Here is a 23699-nt window from a genome sequence, read left to right on the forward strand (position 1 = left end):
GCTAAGCCTCACAGCGCCGATGGTACTGCAGGGGGGACCCTGTGGGAGAGTAGGACGCCGCCGAACTAATTTTGGATAAAGGGAAACCCCCGCACTGTATGGTGCGGGGGTTTTCTGCGTTCTACGACGGCTTCACCAATTTTGTGTCGTACGCCAGGATCACCGCCTGCACCCGGTCCCGTGCCCCCGTCTTCGCCAGGATGCGGCCCACATGCGTCTTCACCGTCGATTCCGCGAGATGGAGACGCGCGGAGATCTCCGCGTTCGTCCAGCCCTGGCCGATGACCGTCAGGATCTCGCGTTCGCGGTCCGTCAGGGATGCGATGCGGGGGTCGTGGACCGGGTTTCCGGGGGAGCCCGGGGCGTCGGGGAGCTGGTCCACGTAGGCGTCGAGGAGGCGGCGGGTCAGGCTGGGGGCCACCACCGCGTCGCCGGTGGCGACCGCGCGGATGCCGGAGAGGAGCTCCTCCGGCTGGGCGTCCTTGACGAGGAAGCCGGAAGCGCCGGCGCGCAGACCCGCGTACGCGTACTCGTCGAGGTCGAACGTCGTGAGGATCAGGACGCGGGTGCGGTCGCCCGCCGCGACGATGCGGCGCGTGGCCTCGATGCCGTCGAGGCCGGGCATGCGGATGTCCATGAGGGCGACGTCCGGGCGGAGTTCGGAGGTGAGGCGGACCGCCTCCGCTCCGTTGCCCGCCTCCCCGACGATCGTCATGTCGTCCTGGCTCTCCAGGAGCATGCGGAAGCCGAAGCGCTGCATGGGCTGGTCGTCGACGATGAGCACCGTGGTCACTGTGTTCCGCTGTCCTTTGAGAGAGGAGACGGGAGATGGAGGCGGACTCGCCAGCCGCCCGTCGTGCCGGGGGCCGGGCCCGCCTCAAGTGTGCCGTCGTACAGGGCGGTTCGCTCGCGCATGCCCGTAAGGCCGCGGCCCGGGGCCGATGGCGATGTCCCGCCGGTGCCGGTGCCCGTGTCCGTGACCGTGACCGTGATGCCGTCCGGGGTGGCGGAGATGTCGACCGTCGCTGTCGCCCCGGGGCCGCCGTGCTTGAGGGTGTTGGTGAGGGCCTCCTGCACCACGCGGTAGACCGTGAGCTGGCTGCCCGGGGGGAGGGCGTCGGGGTGGCCCTTGACCGTGCTGCGGACGGGGAGGCCCGCGGCCCGTACGCCGTCGAGGAGTTGGGCCAGGTCCGTGAGAGCCGGCTGCGGGGTGAGCTCGGCGGAGGCCGCGGCGGTCGTGGGGGTGTCGTCGCGGAGGACGTCGAGGAGGCGGCGGAGTTCGCCGAGGGCCTGGCGGCTGGTGGAGCCGATCGCTTCGAGGGCCTGGGCGGCGCGCTCGGGGGACTTCTTGGCCGCGTACGAGCCGCCGTCCGCGAGGCCCGTGATGACGGAGAGGTTGTGGCCGATGATGTCGTGCATCTCGCGGGCGATGCGGGCGCGTTCGGCGGCCGCGGACAGCTGGGCCTGCTGGTCGCGTTCGACCTCCAGCTGGCGGGCCCGCTCGACCAGGGCCTGTGTGTAGTCCTGGCGGGAGCGGACGGCGATGCCCGCGAGAGCGACCAGGGCGAAGGACCAGATCTGCGGGACGATCAGCTGGTCCCAACTGCCCTTCGGATAGCGGACGATGCTGGCCGCCATCGGCAGTGTCGTCATCGCTGCCGCCCAGCCCAGAGTCTTCAGGGGCAGCCGCAGCGCGATGTTGAAGACGACGACGAACTGGATCAGGGCCGACTGCAGCCAGGCGCCCGTCCAGTTGCTGACCACGTTCGCCGCCGTCATCACCGCGAGGGCCGCGAGCGGGTGGCGGCGGCGCCACAGCACCGGCACGGAGAGGCCCACGCTCATCAGGAAGACCAGCCACTCGGCCACCTGGTCATTGGCCGCGGTGGTGCGCCAGCCGCCGGCCGCGTCGGTGAGCGACGCGATCACGAAGAACGCCGTCACCAGCACGTCCCAGGGCAGCGGGTGGCGCCTGTCGTAGGCGCGCACCCGCTGGGTGAGGCGCTGCAGATACTGGGTGAGGGGGTGCGGCTCGGTGGCCGCCCCCTGCTCCCTTGTCTCGGTCACCGTCTCATCCTCGTACACAGAGGACTCGGCCTCGTAGAGCAAGAGCTTTCCCTCAGACGTCGCGGCGCTTCAGGAGCAGCGCCGCCGCCGTGAGGATCGCCGCCGCCCAGGCGGTGAGGGTGAGCAGGGCCGTGCCGGGGGCGACGGTGTTCTCCACCCGGGTCACGGAGCCGAGGGCGCTGGACGCCTGGGCGGGGAAGTACCGCAGGGCCTTCTCCACGGCGTCGAAGGGCAGCATGCCAAGGACACCCGGCAGGACCAGGACCGCGCCCACGAACGCGCCGATCGCGCCCGGCACCGAGCGCAGCATCGCGCCGAGGGACAGGGCGATGACGCTAAGCAGGGTGATGCCCGCGGCGCTGCTCGCGAGGGCGCCCAGGACGCCGGAGTCGCCGAGGGAGAGCGCCTTGTCGGTGTCGCCGAGCCAGATCTGGGCGACGAGGAACGTGATGACGTTCGTGACGAAGGCGAGGGTGAAGGCGATGGCGGTGAACATCGCGGCCTTCGACCACAGGACGGGCAGGCGGCGCGGGACCGCGGTCATGGTGGCGCGCACCAGGCCCGTCGAGTACTCGCCCGCCGTGACGAGGATGCCGAGGAAGGCGATGCAGACCTGTGAGAGCTGGGTGCCGAAGAGGGTGAAGACGACGGTGTCGACGTCGCTGTCGTCGCCGTCGTAGGTGACGCCCATGATGATGCCGACGCCGAGGACGAAGGCGCTCGCCAGGGCCAGCGTGATCCAGGTGGAGCGCAGGGACCACAGCTTGTGCCACTCGGAGCGCAGGACGCGGGCGGGCGTCACCTTGTAGGCGGGCGCGGTGGTGACAGCTTCCGCGGTGGTGGCGGTGGCGGTGGCGGCTTTCATGCGGGGACTCCCGTAGGGGTGGTGGCGCCCTGGGCGGTGGTGGTGGCCTGGTACTCGACGGCGTCGTGGGTGAGGTCCATGAACGCCTGCTCCAACGAGACGGCGTGCGGGGTGAGTTCGAAGAGGGGGAGGGAGTGGGCGGCGGCGGTGCGGCCGATGTGCTCGGCGTCCGTGCCGCGCACCTCGAGGACGCCGGGGCTGTCGCTGGTGATCTCGACGCCGGGGCCCGCGAGCAGCTCGCCGAGGTGACCCGCCTCGGGGGTGACGACCTTGACGGAGCCGGTGCCGGACTGCCGTACGAACTCGTCGACCGTCGTGTCCGCGAGCAGCCGGCCGCGGCCGATGATGACGAGGTGGTCGGCGGTGAGGGCCATCTCGCTCATCAGGTGGGAGGAGACGAGGACCGTACGGCCCTGTGCGGCAAGGGACTTGAGGAGGTTGCGGATCCACAGGACGCCCTCGGGGTCGAGGCCGTTGACCGGCTCGTCGAGGATGATCGTGGCCGGGTCGGCGAGGAGGGCGGCGGCGATGCCGAGGCGCTGGCCCATGCCGAGCGAGAAGCCCTTGACGCGCTTGGCGGCGACCTCGCGGATGCCCGCCAGGTCGAGGACGGCCTCGACGCGGGAGCGCGGGATGCCGTGGGTGTGGGCGAGGGCCATGAGGTGGTGGAAGGCCGAGCGGCCGGGGTGGACGGAGCGGGCCTCCAGGAGGGCGCCGACCTCCTGGAGGGGCGCGGGGTGGGTGGCGTAGGCGCGGCCGCCGATGGTGGCCCGGCCGCGGGTGGGAGCGTCGAGGCCGAGGAGCATGCGCATGGTCGTCGACTTGCCGGCGCCGTTGGGGCCGAGGAAGCCGGTGACGGTGCCGGGGCGGACCTCGAAGGAGAGGTCGTCCACGACGGTCTTGGCGCCGTAGCGTTTGGTGAGTCCGTGTGCCCGAATCATGGTGTCGAGCGTGCCCGGTGCGCGGGCCGGGTCCGTCGGACCGGGGGTGGGATGTGGGCGCCGGGCGTAGTACCGGGGTATGACGGAGGGGGCGGCCGTTGTCAGGGTGCCTGGGGGACTACGGGGAGTTCGGCGTCCGGCCAGCGGGTGCGGCCCTGCTCCTGGGAGCGGAGCAGTGCCAGGGTCACCAGGCCCCGGTCCGCTCCGCCGGTGAGCAGCTCCGGCAGCTGGGGCAGGGGGGCCACCGCCGCGACGTCGTCCAGGACGAGCGTCATTGGTGGGTCGAGCCGACCGGAGGATGACCGTTCGGCCATGCGCCGGCCGTGCTCGACCACGCTTGAGGTGAGCGCTGTCAGCAAGGGCATCGCGCCGGGCCCCAGACGGGACTTGGGGTCCTCGATGGCCTCACCCACCACAAAAAGCGTGCCCCCTTCATTGATGAAGGAATCCAGGGCAAGCGCATCAGTTCGGTTTGGTGTGCACGCTTCACGGATGTTCACCGTGAAGAGCGCGGAGAAGGCGCGGGCGATCAACTCCTGGGCCATGTCCCGGCGTTCGGGATAGGCGGTGAGGGCCGCCTCCAGTTCGCCCGCGGCTCCGGAGGACGCCTTGGGGTGCGTACGGAGGATGCGTACGGCTTCTTGGACCTGGGTGCCCTGGGCCCAGCGGTGCACGTGTTTCATCGGCTTGCCGTCGACGGCGGCGGCGTGCAGGAAGCTGCGCAGGAGCGTTTCCGCCGTGTCGGCGAGCGCGGAGTCCAGCTTGGCGGTGGGCCGCGTCGGGGCGAGCAGGGCGGTGGCCCGCCGGGTTGCCGTGTCCTTGTCCTCGCAGCCCGTGGTGGGGCTCCAGTGGAGGCGGGCCGGGGTGTCGCAGAGGTGGGCGGGGTCGTAGAGCAGGACGGGGCCGAGCTTGGCCCGGGCGTCCTTGCTCTCCTCCCACAGGGTGGGGTCGGAGGTGACCACGAGGGCGGCGCCCTCGGAGTCCTGGATGGCCTGCACCGCGTGCGGGCGGCGGGTGTTCGGGTCACCCAGGACCAAGGGCGTACGGGGGGTGGGGACCGGTTTGGCCAAGGGCGCCGTTGTGGGTGGGGTGCCCTGCTCCGCCCCTCCGGGGCGAGCTGTCTTCTCCGCGCCTCCGGCGCGACGCTCCTGGGCGGGTGGGACGGGTGAGTACGCCTGCTCCTCCGGAGCGCGTTGCCGCTCCGCACCTCCGGCGCGGGACTCCTGAGTGGGTGGCCCCAGCGGACCGTAAGCGTTGGCCTGCTCCTCCCGTCTCGCCCTCCGCACCGCCCTCCACCTCGTCACCGTCCCCATCACGAACACTGTCAGCACCAGCAGCACCATCACCTGGCCGATGAACAGGCCCCAGAACAGGCCGTACCCGGACAGCTCCGCCTTCGGGGTCTCCGGCCAGGCGCTCGGGATGTCGTGAGGGGCGCCGATCAGGGAGCGCATCGCCAGCGGCGTGTGCGGGAACGTGACGTTCGTCGGCCAGGAGCCCTTGGCGAAGAGGCCCGCGAGGCCCGTCGCCGACCAGGTGAGCAGGGCCATGCCGAGGACGAAGCCGAGGAAGCCCACCAACAGGCCGTCGGGGATGCCCCGTTGGTGGGAGACGCGGCGGCCGTCGCGCCGCTCCTCGTAGCCGTCACGCATCGGGCGTCCCACCTGTCACGCCACCGTCGACTCGGACGACGAAGGACCGTTCAGCGTGCCGTTCATCTGCCGCTCCATATAGGCCGCTCGCTCCTCCGCCTCCAGTTCGGCCGCGCGCAGCGGGTCGTCGTCGGCGAGACCGGTGAGGTCGGAGGACGACTCCGTCATGGCGCGGTCGGTGAAGACCAGGGGGCGTTCCGTCTCGGTGATCAGGTGTTTCACTACCTGGACGTTGCCGTTCACGTCCCAGACGGCGATGCCGGGCGTGAGCGTCGGGATGATCTCGACCGCCCAGCGGGGCAGGCCGAGCACCCGGCCCGTCGCTCTCGCCTCGTCCGCCTTCTGGGCGTAGATCGTCCGGGTCGACGCCATCTTGAGGATTGCTGCCGCTTCCTTCGCCGCCGCTCCGTCCACCACATCGCTCAAGTGGTGCACGACCGCCACGAACGAAAGCCCCAGCCGCCGCCCGAACTTCAGCAGGCGCTGGAACAGCTGCGCCACGAAAGGGGAGTTGATGATGTGCCATGCCTCCTCGACCAGGAAGATGCGCTTCTTCCGGTCGGGGCGGATCCAGGTGTGCTCCAGCCAGACGCCGACGATCGCCATCAGGATCGGCATGGCGATCGAGTTCCGGTCGATGTGGGAGAGGTCGAAGACGATCAGGGGGGCGTCGAGGTCGATGCCGACGGTGGTCGGGCCGTCGAACATGCCGCGCAGGTCGCCGTCCACCAACCGGTCGAGCACCAGGGCGACATCCAGGCCCCAGGCCCGTACGTCTTCTATGGCGACGTTCATCGCCTCGGCCGACTCCGGTTCGGGGTGGCGGAGTTGCTCGACGATGTCGGTGAGGACGGGCTGGCGCTCCACGATCGTCTCGTTGACGTAGGCGTGCGCGACCTTGAGGGCGAAGCCGGAGCGCTCGTCCAGGCCGTGGCCCATCGCGACCTCGATGATCGTGCGGAGCAGCGCCAGCTGCCCGGTGGTCGTAATCGCGGGGTCGAGGGGGTTCAGGCGGATGCCGTGGTCGAGGGCGGCCGTCGGGTCGAGGCGGATGGGAGTTATGCCCAGCTCCTGGGCGATGAGGTTCCACTCGCCCACGCCGTCCTCGCCCTGTGCGTCGAGGACCACGACCTGGCGGTCCTTGAACCTCAACTGGCGCAGTACGTACGTCTTTTCCAGGGCCGACTTGCCGTTGCCGGACTCGCCGAGCACCAGCCAGTGGGGCGCCGGGAGCTGCTGCCCGTACAGCTGGAAGGGGTCGTAGATGTAGCCCTTGCCGGAGTAGACCTCGCGGCCGATGATCACGCCGGAGTCGCCGAGGCCCGGCGCGGCCGTCGGCAGGTAGACGGCCTGGGCCTGGCCGGTGGACGTGCGGACGGGAAGTCGGGTGGTCTCGACCTTCCCGAACAGGAAGGAGGTGAAGGCATCGGTCAGGACGGACAGCGGATCCCGCATCTGAGCTCAGCCTCTACCTTCGGATGCCGGTGGCGAACGGGAGCGTGTTCACGAAGGCCCGGTGGTGCTCGCGGTCGCACCACTCCAGCTTCAGATACGACTTCCCGGCGGAGGCGCGGATGGTGCGCTTGTCGCGGGCGAGTGCCTCCGGGGAGCGGGAGGAGACGGTGATGTAGCCGACGAGGTTCACCCCGGCCGCGCCGCTCGCGAGGTCCTCGCCGCGCTGGTCGAGGCGGGTGTGCGAGGCGACGTCGCGGGGGTCGACGGTGCGGTTCATCTTCGCGGCGCGGGATGCCTCCGCCTCGTCGTTGGTCTTCTCCGTGAGCATCCGCTCGATGGCGACCTCGGTGGGTTCCAGGTCCATGGTGACGGCGACGGTGCGGATGACGTCCGGGGTGTGGACGAGCAGCGGGGCGAGGAAGTTGACCCCGACCGGCGTCATCGGCCACTCCTTCACCCAGGCCGTGGCGTGGCACCAGGGGTCGCGCGTGGAGGACTCGCGGGTCTTGGCCTGGAGGTAGGTGGGCTCCATCGCGTCGAGCTCGGCGGGCCAGGCATTACGTTTCGTCATCGCCTGGATGTGGTCGATGGGGTGGTCCGGGTCGTACATGGAGTGCACGAGGGAGGCGAGGCGGCCCTGCCCGAGGGGCTGCCGGACGCGGATGTCGGCTTCCTGCAACCGGGAGCAGATATCGGTGAGTTCACGCGCCATGACGATCGCGAGCCCGGCGTCCCGGTCCAGCTTCCGGCCGCCGTGCGGGCGGGCCGCGCGCGCCATCGCCTGGCCCTCGGCGGCCAGGTCGCGGGAGTAGTGCATGCAGGCCACGAGGTACGCGCGGTGCTGCTCGCTGCTCGTCGACACCATGGACTGGAGCTGGTCGTAGGACTCCTGGAGCCAGGGCAGGGCGCGGTCGTCGCCGCGCACGGTGACGTCCTTGGCGTGCGCGTCGGGGTCGGCGGGCAGGGTGCGCGCGAGCATCTGGAGGCGCGTCACGAAGCCGTCTCCATTGGCGACGTGCTTCAGGAGGGTCCCGAAGCGGTCGACGAGGGCTTCCTGGTCCTCGGAGTCCCGCAGCCCGACGCCCGGTCCCTCGATCTCGATGGCGGCGGTGACGGTGCGCCGGTCGGCGTGGAGGAGGACCGCGATCTCGTCCGGTCCGAAGGGCGCCGCGAGCCAGCTGATGCGGCCGATGCCGGGCGGCGGCCCGACCTCGATCTCACGGCCGTCGAAGCGCACGCCCGCCTCGGGGGCGGCGGACCGGTAGGCGGTGCCTCGGCGGAGGCTGCGCTTGTAACTGCGGTTGATCTCGAACCACTTGTAGAACGTCCGGTGCTTGTACGGGACGTACACCGCCGCGATCGCCAGCATGGGGAAGCCCATGAGCAGCACGATGCGCAGGGACAGGACGGGGACGAGGAGTCCGCACATCATGCCGAGGAAGGCCCCGCCGATGATGAGTGCGATCTCGCCGGTCTCGCGGTTGCGGCCGACGATCGCGTTCGGCCGGGCTCGGCCGATGAGATATGTGCGGCGGGGCGTGACCGGTGGGGACACGTGGGACTGGGTCGTCAACGCCCTTCACCTCCCGTGCGGTTGGTTCTGCTGTTGCCGGTGGGACGGGTGTTGCGGTTGCCCGCGTGCGGGGTGTTGGTGGCGCTGCGGGGCTGGGGTGCGGCGGAGGGGACAGATCCGCCGCCGTTCGAGGAGCCTCCGGAGGGGCGGCTGCTGTGTGCGGCGACGCCGCCGGTGGCGGGGTTGGCGGGCTTGGAGAGATTGAACCCGCCCCCGCCCCCGCTCCCTCCGTCGCCGCCGCGTCCGCTGTGGGCCTTGATGCCCTGGGACACGAGGGAGGCCGGGGAGCTGATGACGGCGGCGGCGCGGTTCTCGGCGCCGCGCGAGAGCCGGTTGTTGCGCACGCTGGCCATCTCGTCGCCGAAGCCCGGCACGAACCGGTAGATCATGGCGCTGGCGAAGATGGCCAGGATGATGATGGCGAGGCCGGAGACGACGGCGGACAGCGAGTCGGCCTTGCCGTCCGGGCCGTCGGAGAGGGCGCCCGCGAGGCCGAGGACGATGACGATGACGGGCTTCACGAGGATGACCGCGATCATGATCCCGGCCCATCGGCGCACGTGCCCCCAGAGGTTCTTGTCGACCATCCCCGAGTACACGACGGTGCCGAGCAGCGCGCCCACGTAGAGGAGGGCGGCGCGGATGAAGAGTTCGAGCCCGAGGATGCCGGCGGCGAGGATCGAGACGAGGGAGACGACGATCAGCATGATCGGCCCGCCCCCGATGTCGTTCCCCTTGTTGAGCGCCTCGGAGAACGTCCCGAAGAACTGGTCCGTCTGGTCGCCGGTGGACTTCGTGAGCACTTCGGTGACGCCGTCGGTCGCCGAGACGAGGGTGTACAGGACGAGGGGCGTGAACGCGGAGGCGAGCACGGTCAGCCAGAGGAACCCGATGGCCTCGGAGAGCGCGGTGGTGAGCGGGACGCCGCGGACGGCGCGCTTGGCGACGGCGAGCAGCCACAGGAGGAGGGTCAGGATGGTGGAGGCCGCGAAGACGACGGCGTACTGCTGCAGGAACTTGGGGTTGGTGAAGTCGACGTTCGCCGTGTCCTTCACGGCGGAGGACAGCTTGTCGACGGTCCAGGAGGCGGCGTTGGCGCAGCCCTTGGCGAGGGAGGAGAGGGGGTCGATGGTGGAGTTGTCGAGGGGGCTCTCGGTGGGGTACTTGCCGCTGCCGCCGCCTTTGCCTTTTTCGCCGTTTTCGCAGTATTGCTTGGCGGGGCCGACGATGAGATCACACTTGTCGTCCTTGGGCTCTGGTGCCGCGTAGGCGCGCGAGGCCAGCAGGATCACTGCGGTCTGGACGGTGGCTGCGGTGGCAGCGAGCTTCAGGGCAGGGCGGCTACCGGGCATACGTGAACCCTCCGTACTCCTCGATGGCCTTGGCGATCTCGTCGGCGGTGGAGATCTTGTTGTCGCCGTTCACCGGGGCCGGGCCGTCCTTCGACGAGAAGCTCTGGACCTTCCAGTCACCGTCCGTCCAGCGCAGCTTGAGCGTCATGGTGAACCAGTCGTTGGAGACCGGGTTGGTCGTCTTCTGCCCCGCCGTGCCGTAGGCGCCGGTGCACCAGATCTCCACGGTGGCCGCGGAGTCCTCGTACGCCGTGGTCTTCGTACCCACGGGCACGGTGCGGGAGACATAGGTCTCCCCCGTGGCGGCGTTCCCGTTCTCATCCAGGCCGATCTTGCTCAGGAAGTCCTTGGAGTACGTCTTGTCGAACTTCGCGCTGAGCTCATCCACCTTGTCGGGCACGAAGAGCCGCTTGACGATGCCGCTCCTGCGGTCGGGCTTGAGGATGTCGGCGGAGACCAGCGTCACCGCGTAGTTGGCGCCCGCGCTCTGCGCCCCCTGCTCATCATGCGCAAACCCCGACGGAATCCCCGAGCTCTTCCCCTCCACCGGCTTCGCCCCGCTCGCAGCGGTCGGTGCCGAGCCCGGCTTCTTACCCTCTCCGGCCCCGCTGTCGGATGACCCTCCGTCATCCCCCTGGTTGGCGAAGGCGATTGCCGCGATGAGGAGGACCACCACGCCCACCACCGTGACCAGGCTGCGGGACGACGAGCGGCGCGGGGGTCTGCGTGGGGTGCCGTAGACGTCGGAGTCGCCCTCGGGGAGGCGGGTGCGGGTCTCGCCCGAGCCGCCGTAACCGCCGCCCTGCTCCTCGCCGAGACTCATGCCGCGTACGCCCCCTCAATCTCTCGTCGAACCGCCGTGTACGCCACGTTCGACGGTAGCCATGCTGATTCCCGCGTGGGCGGGGTGTGGTGACTCGGCATCAGGGACATCCGGGACATCAGGGAGTTGCAACCTCGGAGGGGGGACGGGGAGAGGGCTAGACGGCCATCCCGTACACGATCGTGAAGAGCGTGCCGAGCGAGCCGATGATGAAGACTCCTGTCAGGCCCGCGATGATCAGGCCCTTGCCCTGCTCCGCGCTGAACGTGTCGCGCAGCGCCGTCGCGCCGATGCGCTGCTTCGCGGCGCCCCAGATCGCGATTCCGAGGCAGAGGAGGATGGCCACGGCCATCACCACCTCGATCATCACGCGCGCCTCGTTGCCCAGGCTCCCGAAGGGGCCCCAGTCCGGCGCGATTCCACCGATGATGGTGGTGATGTCGCCCTTCTCGGCTGCCAAAAGCATGTGTAACTCACCGCCCCTAGTGGGTAGTTCCGTGCCCTCTGCGTCACTCTGCGCACCTTGTCTACCGCAGAGCAGAGGTCAGCTCATTCTCGCTGACAATTGCCCTTGTGCAGCGCGACTTGACGTCATTCGTTGGCTGACTTCGGGCGCGAGACGCAGGACGGTATACGAAGGTACGTATGGTCACTCTGTGTATCACGCGTGATGACGCCGGGCAATGAGCGTCCGGCGTGGTGACCGTGCAGGTCACAGCGGTGAGGCAGGGACGTCGGTCACGACGTAGGTGCAGTCGGTGTAGCGGTAGCCGGGTTCGAGCTCGGCGCCGTCGGCGTGGTCGGCGATCGCGCCGAAGGGGCCCGCGCCGCGTTTGTGGAGGAAGTGGTAGTCGCCCGGGGGCAGGTGGAGGGTGGTGGCGGGGTAGGTGTGGCCGGATCCCGCCCCGCATGCCTTGCGGCTGCCCTCGGCGCTGGTGGCGTAGGTGCGGCAGCCGGTGCAGGCGGGGAGCTGGAGGCGGCCGGTGACGGGGCCGGTGTAGAGGATCTCGACGGGGCTCGGGCCGTCGTTCTTGATGGTGAAGTCGATGCGGGGGCCGCCCGGGGGGCGTGCCGGCGGGAGTCGGCGGCCCGCCTGGGGGCGCCTGGTGGCGATCTCGGCGGCGATGGCGATGTCCTGGGCGCGGGCGGCCCGCCGGTCGTGGGGGTGGGCGGCCGTGAAGGAGCGGAGCGTCTGGGTGGCCCGCTCGAATCTGCCGTCCTTGAACTCGTCGATCCCGCAGGCGTAGTGGCCCTCGCGGGCCGCGTCGGCGGCGGTGCGGGCGAGCCGGTGCGCGGTGCGGGTGGGCAGGCCGCGGGCGGTGGTGCGCAGGGCGCGGAGCTCGTCGGTGGCGCGGCAGGGCTCGGCGCCGTCGAGGGCGGCGGTGCGGCGGGCGATGGCGGTACGGAGGGTGGGCTCGACCCGTGCGGCCTGGGCGGAGTGCGGGAAGGTGCGCATGAGTTGGCCGAGGTAGTTGTCGCTGGTGCCGTTCTCGTTGGTGCCGGTGCCCAGGGCGTCGGTCCCGCAGGCGTAGAGGGAGGTGGCGAGGCGGTTGTCGGGCCAGCGGGCGAGGGTGCTCAGGTGGTGCCGGTCCATGGTGCGGGGGAGGCGGAGGGTGCGCAGGTGCTTCAGGGGTTCGATGGCGTCGCAGTACCGCTTCTCGGCGTACGGGGCGGCGACGGCCCTGTAGTACGCGGCGAGGCGGTCGGGGACGCGGTGGGCGGCGCGGGAGCCGGGGTGCCGGCCGGCGAGGTCGAGGTAAAGGGCCAGCGCCTGGCCGTACTTGCTCGCCTCCGGGCCGTCGAAGGGCCGGCCCTCGGCGGAGGCGAGGAGCCGGTCGGCCCGGTCGAGCCGCTCGAGGAGCATCCGCTCGACGGCCTCGTCCTGTGCGGCGCGGTAGGTGAGGGCGGCGCCGGTGGGGACGGCCAGCAGGGCGAGGGAGAGGGCGAGGGTGATCAGCCGGGGCGGTCGAGTGTTCCTGGCGGCGGCGTCCGTGCCCGCCGCGTGGCCCGCCCTGCGTGCGGCGTCGGCTGCCGCGAGGAGGAGGAAGGCGAGGTAGCCGATGAGGACGCCGCCGGGGACGCCGTTCACGTCGACGGGCAGCGCGAGCAGAAGGAGCGCGCCGGTCGCGGCCCAGCAGAGGGCGGCGAGGGGCGGGCACCGCAGGAGGACGTAGCCGAGGCCGAGGCCGGAGAGGTTGAGGAGGGCGAGGGTGAGGGCCTGGGTGGGGGAGTGGGTGGGGGCGGGGGCGGGGGCCAGGTGGTGAGGGGTGGCCGGATGGTCCGCTGGTTTGAGGGGCTCGGCGGACTCGGCGGGCTCGATGGGCTCGATGGGCTCGGCCGGTGGCGTGGGCGGAGAGGGTGGGACGGGAGGAACGGGTGGAACGGGCGGAATGGGTGGAGCAGGTGGGGAGGGGGGAGGGGGGTCGGAGGGGCCGGCTGGTTCCGTGGCTGGTTCGGTGTGCCCTGGCGACGGTTCGTCGGCGGGCCCTGGCGGTGGTCCGTCCGCTGCCATCATCGGCGCCCCCGGCCGTACGACGGTGGGGCGCCGACGTGTGCGTCGCAGAGCGCCCAACTCCCCAACCATCCGGGATGGTTGGGCGGGGCGTCAATCACCAGAAGGCGGGCCCTTCGGACACTTCAGTCCGGGATGTTCGCGGGGGACACACGCGTGGGAGGAGTCCCAGCCGTGGACCGCGGGCGTACCCCCGTACGACCCCCGTGCCTCGCGGTCCACGTGTTTTGGGGCTTAATGCGCTCGCGCGCGCATTAAGGTGCTCACACGCTACCGAGACGGGTGTGCGAGGCGCAAACGCATACCCGCGGTAGCGACGGTCGCGGCGTGAAGATCCGGTGCACATTGATCGCGGATAGATTGGGCGCCGATGACTGAGCGACCGGAGCAGGAGCCGGGACGGCCGGGGCAGCGCCAGGAACGGCCGGAGCAGCCCGGCGAGCCCGGGCGCCCTCCGCACGGCGCCGCCCGGCCCGGCGGCCGCACCGCCCGCACCCGCGCGGCCGTCCTCGCGGCGGCGCTCGCCGAACTCGACGAGGGCGGGTTCGGCGCCCTGACCTTCGACCGGCTCGCCGCCCGCTCCGGCGTCCACGTGTCCACGCTGCGGCGGCGCTGGCGCACCGTCGAGATGGTCACGGTCGACCTGCTGCTCCAGTACGCGAGCGGGACCATCCCGACGCCGGACACCGGCAGCCTCCGCGGCGACCTGTGCCAACTCGCCCGGAACATCGCTGACTTCCATGCCGTGCCGCGCAACCGGAGCCTCATCGAGGGGATCGTGGTGGCGGCCGCGCAGGACCCGGGGGCGGCCGAGGTCGTACGGAGTCTGTTCGTCGCGCGCATCAAGCAGGTCAGCGCGATCGTGGTGCGGGCGGTCGAGCGGGGCGAGGTGCCCGCCGACACGGACCCCGACGAGGTCATCGAGGCGATGGGCGCCCCCTTCTACTACCGGATCCTGATCCTGCGCGGCCCCATCGACGACCGGCTGGTCCGGCTGAGCGCGGAGGCGGCGTACCGGGCGGCGGTGGCGGGGGTGTTCGGCGCCGGAGAGTGAGGGCAGTGAGGTGGTTGCCGGTGGCCGCGAGCTACTCGGCTTTCTCCGCGTTTGCCATGCCCTCCGCGTCCGCCATGCCCTCCACGTCCCTCATGCCCTCCGCGTCCTCCACGAAGTGGTCGAACTCCCCCCTTCGGGGGCGGCGCCTTGCTTGAGGGTGCGGAGCAGGGCGCCGAAGGTGGTGGGGGCGGTGTGGAGTACTTGCACAGTTGGGAGTCGGCGTCCAGCAGCGCCATGCCGTGCGCCTGGTCGAGTTGGACGGTGTCCAGTTGAGGCACTGGACCCTGGACGTAGTAGATGGGCTGACCGGCCCCCGGGTAGCCACCGGCCTCGAACGGGATGACCAGGATCGAGATGGTGGGGTGCTCGCCCATCTTGAGCAGGTGCTTGAGCTGTCGGCGGGCCACGTCCCGGCCGCCGAACCGCATGTGCAGGGCGGCCTCGTGGATGATCGCCTGGTAGTGCGGCGCGTCGCCGTGGAAGAGGACGGCCTGGCGCGTGAGGCGGAAGGCCGCGCGGCGATCGAGTTCCGTGGGTGACAACTCGGGAACGACTTGGCGGAAGACCTCGTGCGCGTGCTCCGGTATCTGGAGCAGGCCCGGGATGCCTGACGTGTGTGCGGTACGCAAGCCGTGGCCGTATGTCTCCACTTCCGCCAGATCCAGATCCCCGCCCTGGGCCTACACCCTCCTACTCCCCCACGATCCCCGCGCACCCGGCATCGCCCGCGCCACCCTCCGCGTCGTCCTCGACACCTACGGGCTCGCCGAACTCGCGCCCACCGCCGAGCTGTTGGCCTCCGGGATGCTGACCGACGCCCGTGCGCACACGGACGGCCCGTACGCCCGCAGTACGGTGAGGACACCACCGAGGAACTCACGGGACGGAGGGCGCACAGGATGTCCGAGCCACGCGTGAGCCCCCTGCATCTCTTCCCGGTGTACGCGGACCCGGCGCGCCGGTCGGGGTGAGTCGCCGCTCCGGTGGCGTCGGCGGCCTGAACTGACGGGAAGAACCCTTGCGGCGGGCCCCGTCACCCACGAGGCTTGATCCTTTCCGGGGGCGGGGAGGCGGTCGAGCCGTGGAGAACGTCGAGAACGAGGGTGCCGCGCGCCGCGCCGCCGAGCTCCAACAGGCCCGAACCCCGGGTGAGTTCGTGGCGCTGCTGCGGCGCGTCAAGGAGGCTTCAGGACTCACGTACCGCGAACTGGAGCTGCGCGCCGCCGAGCGCGGGGATCTCCTCGCGCGGTCCACGCTGGCGGGTGCGCTCTCCCGGGACGCGCTCCCGAAGCCGGAGCTGCTCGTGGCGCTCGTGCGGGTGTGTGAGGGCGAGGAGCGGGTGGGGGTGTGGCTGGCGGCGAGGGAGCGGATCGCGGCGTCTCCAGTGTCGGCCGCGACGTCGGCTCCGACGTCGGCCCTGGCCTCGGCCCCAGGCCCGGAGTCTGAGTCTGAGTCTGAGGTGGAGGTGGAGGTGGACCAAGGTACGGCTGCCGCTCGTACCCCCGTCCTCGAACCTCCCTCCGGTCCTCGCCGCCACCGCCCGAAGACCCTCGCCCTCATCGGTGGTGCCGTCGTCGCTGTGGCCCTGACAGCCGTGGCCACCGCCGTGGCCCTGAACGGCTCCGGCGACGGGTCGTCCGGCGGACCGGGCGGTGACTCCGAGCGGTCCGCCGCCGAACACCCGGCGGCGCGCGAGCAGTCCGTGCCGACGGGCGAGGTGCGCGTGCGGCCCGCCCGCGCGCCCGGGCTCTGTCTCACCGACGGGACGGCTAGGGGGAAAGGCGCGAAGGGGGCGTACGGCATGCCGGTCGCCGTCTTCCGTCCCTGTGCGGGCGCGGTGCCGCCCACGACGTCGCTCGTGCCGGTCGGGGGCGGGGAGGGGGACGGGGGCCGCTGGGTGCAGTGGGTCCACCCCGACAAGGACAAGGGCAAGGGCTGTCTGAAGGCGTACGAGCCCGACGCGAAGTACGCGGCGCGGGGGCTGCTCGAACCCACGAACCACTGCGAGGGCGCCACCCCCTTCGACGTGGACCCGCGAGGGGAGGGGCGGTTCGCGCTGCGGTTCGGGGACGGCTGGTGTGTAGGGGTGCGGGCCGCGGGCGAGAGCGCGGGCGCGGTGCCCGTCGCGAGGGCCGAGGCCGTGGTGCAGCGGTGCGGCGCGGGCAAGGACCAGCTCTTCGCGATCAGCAAGCCCACGTCGTCCGTACGCGGCTGAGCGCTCATCCCGCTGCGCGGATCCCCGCCCGCCTCGCCGTGCTCACCCGGCGAGGGTCCCCCCGTACCCCTCGCCGGGTACGGGAACGACGCTGCCAGCACCGTGGCCGCCGGGCAATCCGTGCGGCTGTCCGGGACAGTCCCGGACAGCCGTCGACCGGACAGCCGTCGACCGGACAACTGCCGACCTGACGGCTGCCGACCCGGAGGCCGTCCTCAGCCCCACTGCTTGATGCACGCCGTCGGGACCCAGCCCTCGTGGCCGCCGTAGCTGAGCAGGACCCAGCTGTTGTCCTTCTTGCCGCAGAGCTTGTACGAGCCCCCGGTCTGGCCGGTGCCCGTGGAGTCGCAGCCACGGCCCGACTTGCCCTTGGGGAGCAGCCCGACGGCGGTGGCGGTGGGCTTCGTCGTCGTGCGGATCTTGACGCTCTCCTTCGCGGTGAGCTTGGCGTAGGAGCAGCCGGAGGCGGCAGAAGCTGCCGAGGCTGTGGTGGCCCCCGTGGCCCCCGTGGCCCCCGTGGCCCCCGTAGCCCCTGTGGCCGCCGTGGCCGCTCCGCCCGTCAGGGTGGCGAGCAGCGCCGCACCGGCGATGCCGGCTCCTGCCAACGTACGCATGTTCATGGGTGGTTCCTGTCGTGGTCCGGTGCCCGGTTCCCGGGCTGGGTCCCATTCAAGGCAGCGTCGCCAACGGATCCCCAACACGCGGCGGCCTACCGGACGTCCCGCACGAAGCAGACCCGGTCAAGGCCCGGACCGTCGTAATCCCCGTGCACCGGCAGCCCGTCGACCTCCCTGTCGCCCGGTTCGAGGGTGAAGCCAAGGGCCCGGTGGAAGGCGATGGAACCCGTATTGGTGGGGGACGTGACCGAGCGGACGCGGGTGCGGCCGGCGTCGGCGGCCTGCCGGAAGAACGTCTCGTACAACGCACGGGCCACGCCCTGGCCGCGCAGCGCCGGGTCCACGCCCACGAAGTGGATGTACGCCTCGTCCGGGGCGTCCGCCGCGGAAGGGTGGAAGCCGACCAGGAACGCCCGGACCAACCGCCCCGAGGAGTCCGGGGCACCTGGAGAGTCCGGGTCCTCCACCACCAGGCTCGTGCGCGAGAAGAACTGCAGGAACAACTTGGGCAGGAGGAGGGAGAGTTCGCGCATCTGGGCCGGGGTGCGGTCCGTCCACCACGTCTGGACCGCCGCGACGATCGCGGGGTGGTCCTCCGGGCGGGCGGGGCGCGGGGTGCACGGGGTGTGGGGGGTGGAGGGGGTGGAGGGGGAAGTCGATGTCATGGGAGCAGTCATCGCCGACCCCGCGCGCACGTAAACCAGCGCGTTCAGCAGACGTTTATGGCGCTCCGCCATGCTGGATGCCAGAAGGAAGGAAAGGGGCGGAGCGACGTGACACGGGCCACGGGGGACGGTGTCACACGAGACGGCGCCACGGGGGACCCGCGCGATTCGGGGGAATCGGGGGAAACGGGGGAACGCGGGGCAACAGGTGCCGGGCTCGACGCTCCGCTCCGGTTCCGGATTCTGGGGCCGCCGCGCGCGACCCGTGACGGTACGGGGGTGCCGCTCGGGTCGCCGCAGCAACAGGCGCTGCTGGGCGTCCTGTTGCTGCACGGCGGCCGGGCCGTCGGGGCCGCACGGCTCATCGACGCACTCTGGGGAGAAGCGCCACCCGCGCGGGCTCGGGGGACCCTGCGCACCTATGCCTCGCGGCTGCGCGGCGCCCTCGAACCGGGGCGGACCGCGCGGTCCGCGGGGACCGTGCTCGTGTCCGTGGGGGACGGATACGCGCTCAAGGCGGCGCCCGGCGCCGTCGACGCGCTCGACTTCGAGCGGTGTGTGCGGGAAGGGGAGGCGCTCGGGCTCGCGGGGGACGAGGCGGGCGCCCACGCGCTGCTCGGGGAGGGGCTCGGGCTGTGGGGCGGCGGGGGCGCCCTCGCCGGGGTGCCGGGGCCCTACGCGGAGCGGCAGCGGGAGCGGCTCGGCGAACTGCGGCTGCACGCCCAGGAGTTGCTGCACCGGTACGGGATGGCCCTGGGGCGGCACGCCGAGTCCGTGCGCGAGCTGACCGTGCTCAGCGCCGCCCATCCGCTGCGCGAGCGGCTCCGGGCCCTGCTGATGCTCGGCCTGTACCGGTGCGGGCGCCAGGGCGAGGCCCTCGCCGTGTACGCCGACACCCGCCGCACCCTCGTGGCCGAGCTCGGCGTCGACCCCTCGCCCGAACTCGCCGATCTGCACGCCCGCATCCTCGCGGGCGACCCCTCGCTGGCCGTGGCGCACGCTCCGCCCGCCCCGGACGCCGGTCCCGCCCCCCTCACCCCCTTCGCCACCCTCGCTCCCGGGCTCGTGTCCCGGACCCCCGGCGTCCGCATCCGGCCCCATCAACTCCCCTCCGACATCGCCGACTTCACAGGACGGGACGGCAGCGGCGACCACCTGCGCGAGCAGCTGCTGCGCGCAAGCGCAAGCGACGGCGACGGCGATGGCGACGGCGATGGTGATGGCGGCGGTGACAGTGACGGTGGCAGTGACGGCGGTGGTGGGCACGAAGGTGACACCGGAGCCGACGGCCTCGTCTGTGTCGTCCTCACCGGAGCCGGCGGCATCGGAAAATCCGCGCTCGCCGTGCACACCGCGCACTCGCTGCGCGACCACTTCCCCGACGGCCAGCTCTTCGTCGACCTGCGGGGGTTCTCGTACGCGGCCTCCGACGGCGGGATCCCGGGCGAGCCCGCCGACCCGGGCGCCGTGCTCGGGGCCTTCCTGGAGGCGCTCGGGGTCACCAAGGACTTCGTGCCGGAGGGTGTGGAGCAACGGGCCGCGCTCTACCGGACGTTGCTCGCCGGGCGGCGGGTCCTCGTCGTGCTCGACAACGCGCGCGACGCCGAACAGGTCCTTCCGCTGCTCCCGGGCGGTGCGGGGTGCGCCGCCCTCGTCACCACCCGGAACCGGGCCCTCGTGCTGTTCGGGGCCGTCCCCGTCGACCTGGACGTGCTGACGGAGGACGAGGCGCTCGGGCTGCTCGCGGCCACCGCCGGGCGGGGGCGGGTCGAGCGGGAGGGGGAGGCCGCGCGGGCGCTCGTCGCGGCGTGCGGACGGCTGCCGCTGGCCGTACGGGTGGTGGGGGCGCGGCTCGCGGGGCGGCCCGCGTGGACCCTCGCCGCGATGCGGGACCGGCTCACGGGCGGGCGGCCGCTCCTCGCCGAGCTGCGCGCCGGGGACCTGGACGTGACGGCCGCCTTCCGGGTGGGGTACGAGGCGCTCACCGAGGAACAGGCGCGCGCCTTCCGGCTGCTCGCGCTGCCCGCGCTCACCGAGTTCGACTCGGACGTGGCCGCGGCGCTGCTCGGCACGGAGGTCGTGCGGGCGGAGGGCGTCGCCGAGGCGCTGGTGGACCTGGGGCTGCTCGAGACGCCGGGGGCGGGGCGGTACCGGTTCCACGACCTGCTGCTCGCCTACGCCAGGGCGCGCTGCGCCGAGCGCGAGTCGCGGGCCGAACGCCGCTGCGCCATGCGGCGGTTGCTCGACCACGTCCTGGCCAGCGCGCTGGCCGCCAAGCGGCTGCAGGAGCCGATGGGCGCGGCGGCCGGGGACCCGTACATCCTGCAGCCCGTCCACTACCGGTGGGCGCGGGACTTCCGGTCGCTGGCGGAGGCGCGCGCGTGGATCGCGGGGCGCGGGGAGCTGCTCGCCGCCGTCGCCGCGGCGGGGGTGCGGAAGCTGCCGGGGGCGCTGCGGGCCGCCGTGGACCTGCTCTTCGTCTGGGTCAACCTGGTGGAGGACGTGGCCCAACGCCGGTCGTACGCCGGGCTGTTCGAGGAGGCGGTGCGGTGCGCGGCGGCCGCCGGGGACGCGGCGGCCGAGGCGCGGGCGCGCTGGCTGCGGGCCTATGTGCACGTCGACGACGGCGAGCACGCGCTCGCCAAGGAGCAGCGCGCCCTCGGCCTGCGCCGCGCCGAAGAGGCCGACGACACCTATCTGCGGGTGTTCCTCGCCGAGCACCTGGCCGCCGACTACGAGCGGGAGGGAGACACCGGGCGGGCCCTCGCGCACTACGAGGTCTGCCGCGCGCTGCTGCGGTCCGTGGGCGACACCGGCCATCTGCCGTGGCTGCAGGCCCGTATGGCGCCGTCCCTCGTGCTCGCCGGGCACACCGAGCGGGCCTTGGCCGTCGCCGGGCGCGCCGTCGAGGCGGCGCAGGCGGGGCAGGACCCGACGTGTGTGGCGTTCACGGCGTACCAGCTGGGGACCGCGCTGCTGCTCGCCGGGCGGGCGGACGCCGCGAGCGGGAGGTTCCGCGAGGCCATCGGGCACCACCGGGCGCTCGGCCAGCACAAGCTGGAGGGGCGCTGTCTGGTGCGGCTCGCGCAGTGCGCGGTGGCCGAGGGGCGGCCCGAGGAGGCCCTCACGCTCCTCGACGAGGCGCGGCCGCCCCGCGAACTCGTCGCCGACGTCACCTTCGAACCGGTCGCCGCGTCCGTCGCCGCCCGCGCCCGCCTCGCCGTCGACGGCCCCTGCGCCTCCGCCCTCGCCCAACTCCGGCAGATCGCCCCGCGGTTGTCGGGCACCGACGTCTACGAGCCCCGCGCCGCCCGCGCCGCCCTGCACACCCCGTGCGTCCCGCCCCCACCCCCGCCCGGCACCTTCCCGCTGGCCGCCCCGCTCCCCGGACCCTTCACCGACCCGCTCACGCACCTGAGCGCGCACCCTCCGAAGCGGCAGCCCCCGCCCTTACACTGAGCCGCGTCTGACTTCGTATGACCTGGTGGACTCCCGGCGCGTGTGGGGTGGTTGACGGTGCGTAAGGCGTGGCTGCTCACGGCCGTCTGCTTCAGTGGCGCGCTCAGCTTCATCGGGCTGCTCGTCATCGGGACGTTCATGGCCGCGGGGAGCCTCTCGGGCGGCGCGGGCGCGGGTGCCGCCGTCGGCCTCGCCAAGGGTGCCGTGCCCGCCACGTACCAGCCGATCGTGCAGAAGTGGGGCAACCTCTGCAAGGCGATCAACCCCGCGCTGCTCGCCGCGCAGCTGTACCAGGAGAGCGGCTTCAACCCGGACGCGAAGAGCCCCGCGAAGGCGCAGGGCATAGCGCAGTTCATCCCCGGCACCTGGGCCACGCACGGCGTCGACGGCGACGGCGACGGGGACCGCGACGTCTGGGACCCCAAGGACGCCATCCCGTCCGCCGCCAGTTACGACTGCAAGCTGGCGGGCTATGTGAAGAAGGCCCCCGGCGACGCCACCAAGAACATGCTGGCCGCGTACAACGCGGGCGCGTACGCGGTGATCAAGTACGGCGGCGTGCCCCCGTACCGCGAGACGCAGAACTACGTGAAGACCATCACGACCCTGGCGAAGAGCTTCGCGCGCCCGGTCGGCCGGGTGCAGCCCTCGCGGCAGGCGGCGGGCGCCATCTACTACGCACAGAAGAAGCTCGGCACCGAGTATCTGTGGGGCGGCAACGGCACTCCGGACCAGGGCGGCCGCTTCGACTGCTCGGGCCTGACGCTCGCGGCCTACCGCAGCGTGGGCATCTCCCTGCCGCGCGTCGCCAACGACCAGTACAACGCGGGGCCGCATCCCAAGCGGGACGAGCTGCTCCCGGGCGACCTGGTCTTCTTCTCGGACGACCTCACCGACTCCCGCGCCATCCGGCACGTCGGGATCTACGTCGGCGGCGGCTACATGATCGACGCCCCGCGGACCGGAGCCGTGATCCGCTTCGACCCCATCGACACCCCCGACTATTTTGGCGCGACTCGCGTCACGAAGGACGGCGCGCAGGCCGGAACGCGGCCGAGTACACGCCCCGCGTAGCCATGTGAGGGCCCCGCGCACGGCGGCGCGCGGGGTGTGATGTGGCTTGAACTCAGCGTTATTTCACCCCCCTGAACTGCGGCGATGGGTCTCGCTTCGATAACGTCTGCGTGATCATTCGGTGGAGTGTGGAACGTAGAGACGGGGACAGCACGTTCCCTTGACCGGAACAGAATCCGGGACCGGGACACCAACCAACGGGGGTTGATGGACGGGCGCACAGAAGGGTGCGCCCATGGGCGAGGAGACAAGGGGCCGCAGCACTATGGCTGGACTCGACACCACTGGGTCGAACCCCGATGTCAGCCTGCTCTACGACATCAACGGCCTGGCCGAGGACTCCCCGAACTGGTTCAACCGGATCATGGAGTACGTCGGTGAGTACGGGCTCGTGCTCACCCTCGTCCTCGTCGTGGTGTGGTGCTGGTGGGGCGCCCGCAAGCGCGGCACGCTCGACGACGCCGCCTCGTCCGTGGCCGCCGTCGTCTGGGCGCCGCTCGCCGCGGCACTCGCGGTCGTGGTGAACATCCCGATCCGCGGATTCGTGGAGCGGCCGCGTCCGTTCAGGGACCACCAGGGCCTGGAGGTCCTGGTGGACGGCAAGACGGACTACTCCTTCGTGAGCGACCACGCGACGCTCGCCATGGCCATCGGCGCCGGACTCTTCGTCGCCAACCGGAAGTTGGGGCTCCTCGGCATCGCGCTCGCGGTCGCGGAGGGCTTCTGCCGGGTCTTCATGGGCGTCCACTACCCGACGGACGTGGTGGGCGGCTTCGCCCTCGGCACGGCCGTCGCGCTGCTGCTCTCGCCGCTGGCGCAGGCCGTGCTCACGCCGGTGCTGCGGGCCGTGGGGCGGTCCGGGCGGGCGGGGCGCCTGGTGTGGGCGGGGCGGGGGCCTGCCGGGGGTGGGGCCGGGGCGGTGGCGATCGCTGAGCCTCGTGCGGAGTCTGCGCCGGATGAGCGGGACCTGGCTGCCTAGCGGCGGCGCTTGAGGAGGTACCAGCCGGTGCCGCCCGCGGTGGCCGCGAGGGCCGCGGAGGCGGCGGTCAGGGGGCCTGCGTTGGGGTGGTCCGCTGTGGCCTCGGTGGTGGTTGCGGCGGTTGCCGTGGGGGCCGCGAGGATCAGCAGGGTGGCCGTGGTGGCGGCTATGCGGGCGGTGCGGGATATCGGTGGGTTCATGTCCCCAGGGCAACGCCGTGGGTGGGTGCGGGCCAGTTGAGGGCGGCCGTCCGGGGGGTTCCTTTCCCCCATCCCGCCCCTTCCCGAATCCGGCGACTCCGTCGCCCCTGGGTGGGCCTTCCTGGGGCTTCGCCCCTAGACCCCCGATCGGCCTGGACGGCCTCGTCCTCAAGCGCCGGACGGGCTAGAGATAGCC

Annotated in this window: 20 protein-coding genes; 5 read left to right on the plus strand and 15 right to left on the minus strand. The window is 72.0% G+C overall.

Annotation, left to right across the window (positions count from 1 at the left end; all coding sequences use genetic code 11):
- Positions 1–121: 121 nt before the first annotated feature.
- From ACFWYM_RS43440 to ACFWYM_RS43490, 11 genes are all read right to left on the minus strand, one after another.
- On the minus strand, positions 122–793 hold the full coding sequence (locus tag ACFWYM_RS43440; protein ID WP_384850880.1) for a response regulator: 672 nt from the start codon (positions 791–793) through the stop codon (positions 122–124).
- Positions 790–2067 (minus strand): sensor histidine kinase, encoded by a 1278-nt coding sequence (locus ACFWYM_RS43445; RefSeq protein WP_384850882.1) that lies wholly within the window; start codon positions 2065–2067, stop codon positions 790–792. Before ACFWYM_RS43445 ends, ACFWYM_RS43440 begins: the two co-directional genes overlap by 4 nt.
- Before the next feature lie 52 nt (positions 2068–2119).
- Positions 2120–2932 carry an ABC transporter permease gene (locus tag ACFWYM_RS43450; protein ID WP_384850884.1) on the minus strand — a complete coding sequence of 271 codons (813 nt, stop codon included), beginning with the start codon at positions 2930–2932 and terminating at the stop codon, positions 2120–2122.
- Positions 2929–3873, minus strand: a complete 945-nt coding sequence (locus ACFWYM_RS43455; RefSeq protein ID WP_384850886.1) for an ABC transporter ATP-binding protein — start codon at positions 3871–3873, stop codon at positions 2929–2931. The genes ACFWYM_RS43450 and ACFWYM_RS43455 overlap by 4 nt, the downstream gene beginning before the upstream one ends.
- A 101-nt stretch (positions 3874–3974) precedes the next feature.
- Positions 3975–5525 (minus strand): type VI secretion protein, encoded by a 1551-nt coding sequence (locus tag ACFWYM_RS43460; RefSeq protein ID WP_384850888.1) that lies wholly within the window; start codon positions 5523–5525, stop codon positions 3975–3977.
- Between the two features lie 15 nt (positions 5526–5540).
- Positions 5541–6980: an ATP-binding protein gene (locus tag ACFWYM_RS43465; RefSeq protein ID WP_384850890.1), complete on the minus strand. Its 1440-nt coding sequence runs from the start codon at positions 6978–6980 to the stop codon at positions 5541–5543.
- 13 nt (positions 6981–6993) lie between these two features.
- Positions 6994–8553 carry an SCO6880 family protein gene (locus tag ACFWYM_RS43470; RefSeq protein ID WP_384850891.1) on the minus strand — a complete coding sequence of 520 codons (1560 nt, stop codon included), beginning with the start codon at positions 8551–8553 and terminating at the stop codon, positions 6994–6996.
- Positions 8550–9905: a hypothetical protein gene (locus ACFWYM_RS43475; RefSeq protein ID WP_384850893.1), complete on the minus strand. Its 1356-nt coding sequence runs from the start codon at positions 9903–9905 to the stop codon at positions 8550–8552. Before ACFWYM_RS43475 ends, ACFWYM_RS43470 begins: the two co-directional genes overlap by 4 nt.
- A complete protein-coding gene (locus ACFWYM_RS43480; RefSeq protein WP_384850895.1) occupies positions 9895–10728 on the minus strand; it encodes a hypothetical protein in 834 nt (277 codons plus the stop codon). The genes ACFWYM_RS43475 and ACFWYM_RS43480 overlap by 11 nt, the downstream gene beginning before the upstream one ends.
- A 157-nt stretch (positions 10729–10885) precedes the next feature.
- Complete coding sequence (locus ACFWYM_RS43485) at positions 10886–11194, minus strand: hypothetical protein (protein WP_018527881.1); 309 nt, start codon at positions 11192–11194, stop codon at positions 10886–10888.
- A gap of 246 nt (positions 11195–11440) precedes the next feature.
- Positions 11441–13243 carry a hypothetical protein gene (locus ACFWYM_RS43490; protein ID WP_384850897.1) on the minus strand — a complete coding sequence of 601 codons (1803 nt, stop codon included), beginning with the start codon at positions 13241–13243 and terminating at the stop codon, positions 11441–11443.
- A gap of 367 nt (positions 13244–13610) precedes the next feature.
- Here ACFWYM_RS43490 and ACFWYM_RS43495 point away from each other — a divergent pair, with 367 nt between their 5' ends.
- Entirely contained in the window at positions 13611–14294 is a 684-nt protein-coding gene (locus tag ACFWYM_RS43495) for a TetR-like C-terminal domain-containing protein (RefSeq protein WP_384850899.1), read from the plus strand.
- Here the strand turns inward: ACFWYM_RS43495 and ACFWYM_RS43500 are convergent.
- A complete protein-coding gene (locus ACFWYM_RS43500) occupies positions 14186–14944 on the minus strand; it encodes a DUF5753 domain-containing protein (protein ID WP_384850901.1) in 759 nt (252 codons plus the stop codon). The genes ACFWYM_RS43495 and ACFWYM_RS43500 overlap by 109 nt on opposite strands.
- Positions 14945–15375: 431 nt before the next feature.
- Here ACFWYM_RS43500 and ACFWYM_RS43505 point away from each other — a divergent pair, with 431 nt between their 5' ends.
- Positions 15376–16509: a hypothetical protein gene (locus ACFWYM_RS43505; protein WP_384850902.1), complete on the plus strand. Its 1134-nt coding sequence runs from the start codon at positions 15376–15378 to the stop codon at positions 16507–16509.
- A 215-nt stretch (positions 16510–16724) separates the two neighbouring features.
- On the opposite strand, the gene ACFWYM_RS43510 is transcribed toward ACFWYM_RS43505, so the two are convergent.
- Together ACFWYM_RS43510 and ACFWYM_RS43515 are read right to left on the minus strand one after the other, a co-directional pair.
- Positions 16725–17129 carry a hypothetical protein gene (locus ACFWYM_RS43510; RefSeq protein ID WP_384850904.1) on the minus strand — a complete coding sequence of 135 codons (405 nt, stop codon included), beginning with the start codon at positions 17127–17129 and terminating at the stop codon, positions 16725–16727.
- Positions 17130–17218: 89 nt separating this feature from the next.
- Positions 17219–17791: a GNAT family N-acetyltransferase gene (locus ACFWYM_RS43515; RefSeq protein WP_384850905.1), complete on the minus strand. Its 573-nt coding sequence runs from the start codon at positions 17789–17791 to the stop codon at positions 17219–17221.
- Between the two features lie 279 nt (positions 17792–18070).
- Between ACFWYM_RS43515 and ACFWYM_RS43520 the strand changes: the two genes are divergently transcribed.
- The 3 genes from ACFWYM_RS43520 to ACFWYM_RS43530 all read left to right on the plus strand — a co-directional run bounded on the left by ACFWYM_RS43520 (position 18071) and on the right by ACFWYM_RS43530 (position 23303).
- Positions 18071–21250: a BTAD domain-containing putative transcriptional regulator gene (locus tag ACFWYM_RS43520; protein WP_384850907.1), complete on the plus strand. Its 3180-nt coding sequence runs from the start codon at positions 18071–18073 to the stop codon at positions 21248–21250.
- Positions 21251–21307: 57 nt separating this feature from the next.
- Entirely contained in the window at positions 21308–22324 is a 1017-nt protein-coding gene (locus ACFWYM_RS43525; protein WP_384850913.1) for an NlpC/P60 family protein, read from the plus strand.
- A gap of 265 nt (positions 22325–22589) precedes the next feature.
- A complete protein-coding gene (locus tag ACFWYM_RS43530; protein ID WP_384850909.1) occupies positions 22590–23303 on the plus strand; it encodes a phosphatase PAP2 family protein in 714 nt (237 codons plus the stop codon).
- On the opposite strand, the gene ACFWYM_RS43535 is transcribed toward ACFWYM_RS43530, so the two are convergent.
- Complete coding sequence (locus tag ACFWYM_RS43535; RefSeq protein WP_384850911.1) at positions 23300–23503, minus strand: hypothetical protein; 204 nt, start codon at positions 23501–23503, stop codon at positions 23300–23302. The two genes, ACFWYM_RS43530 and ACFWYM_RS43535, sit on opposite strands and share 4 nt — an antisense overlap.
- Positions 23504–23699: the final 196 nt, after the last annotated feature.

The sequence above is a fragment of the Streptomyces sp. NPDC059009 genome (genome assembly GCF_042740175.1).
In the GTDB taxonomy this organism is placed as follows: domain Bacteria; phylum Actinomycetota; class Actinomycetes; order Streptomycetales; family Streptomycetaceae; genus Streptomyces.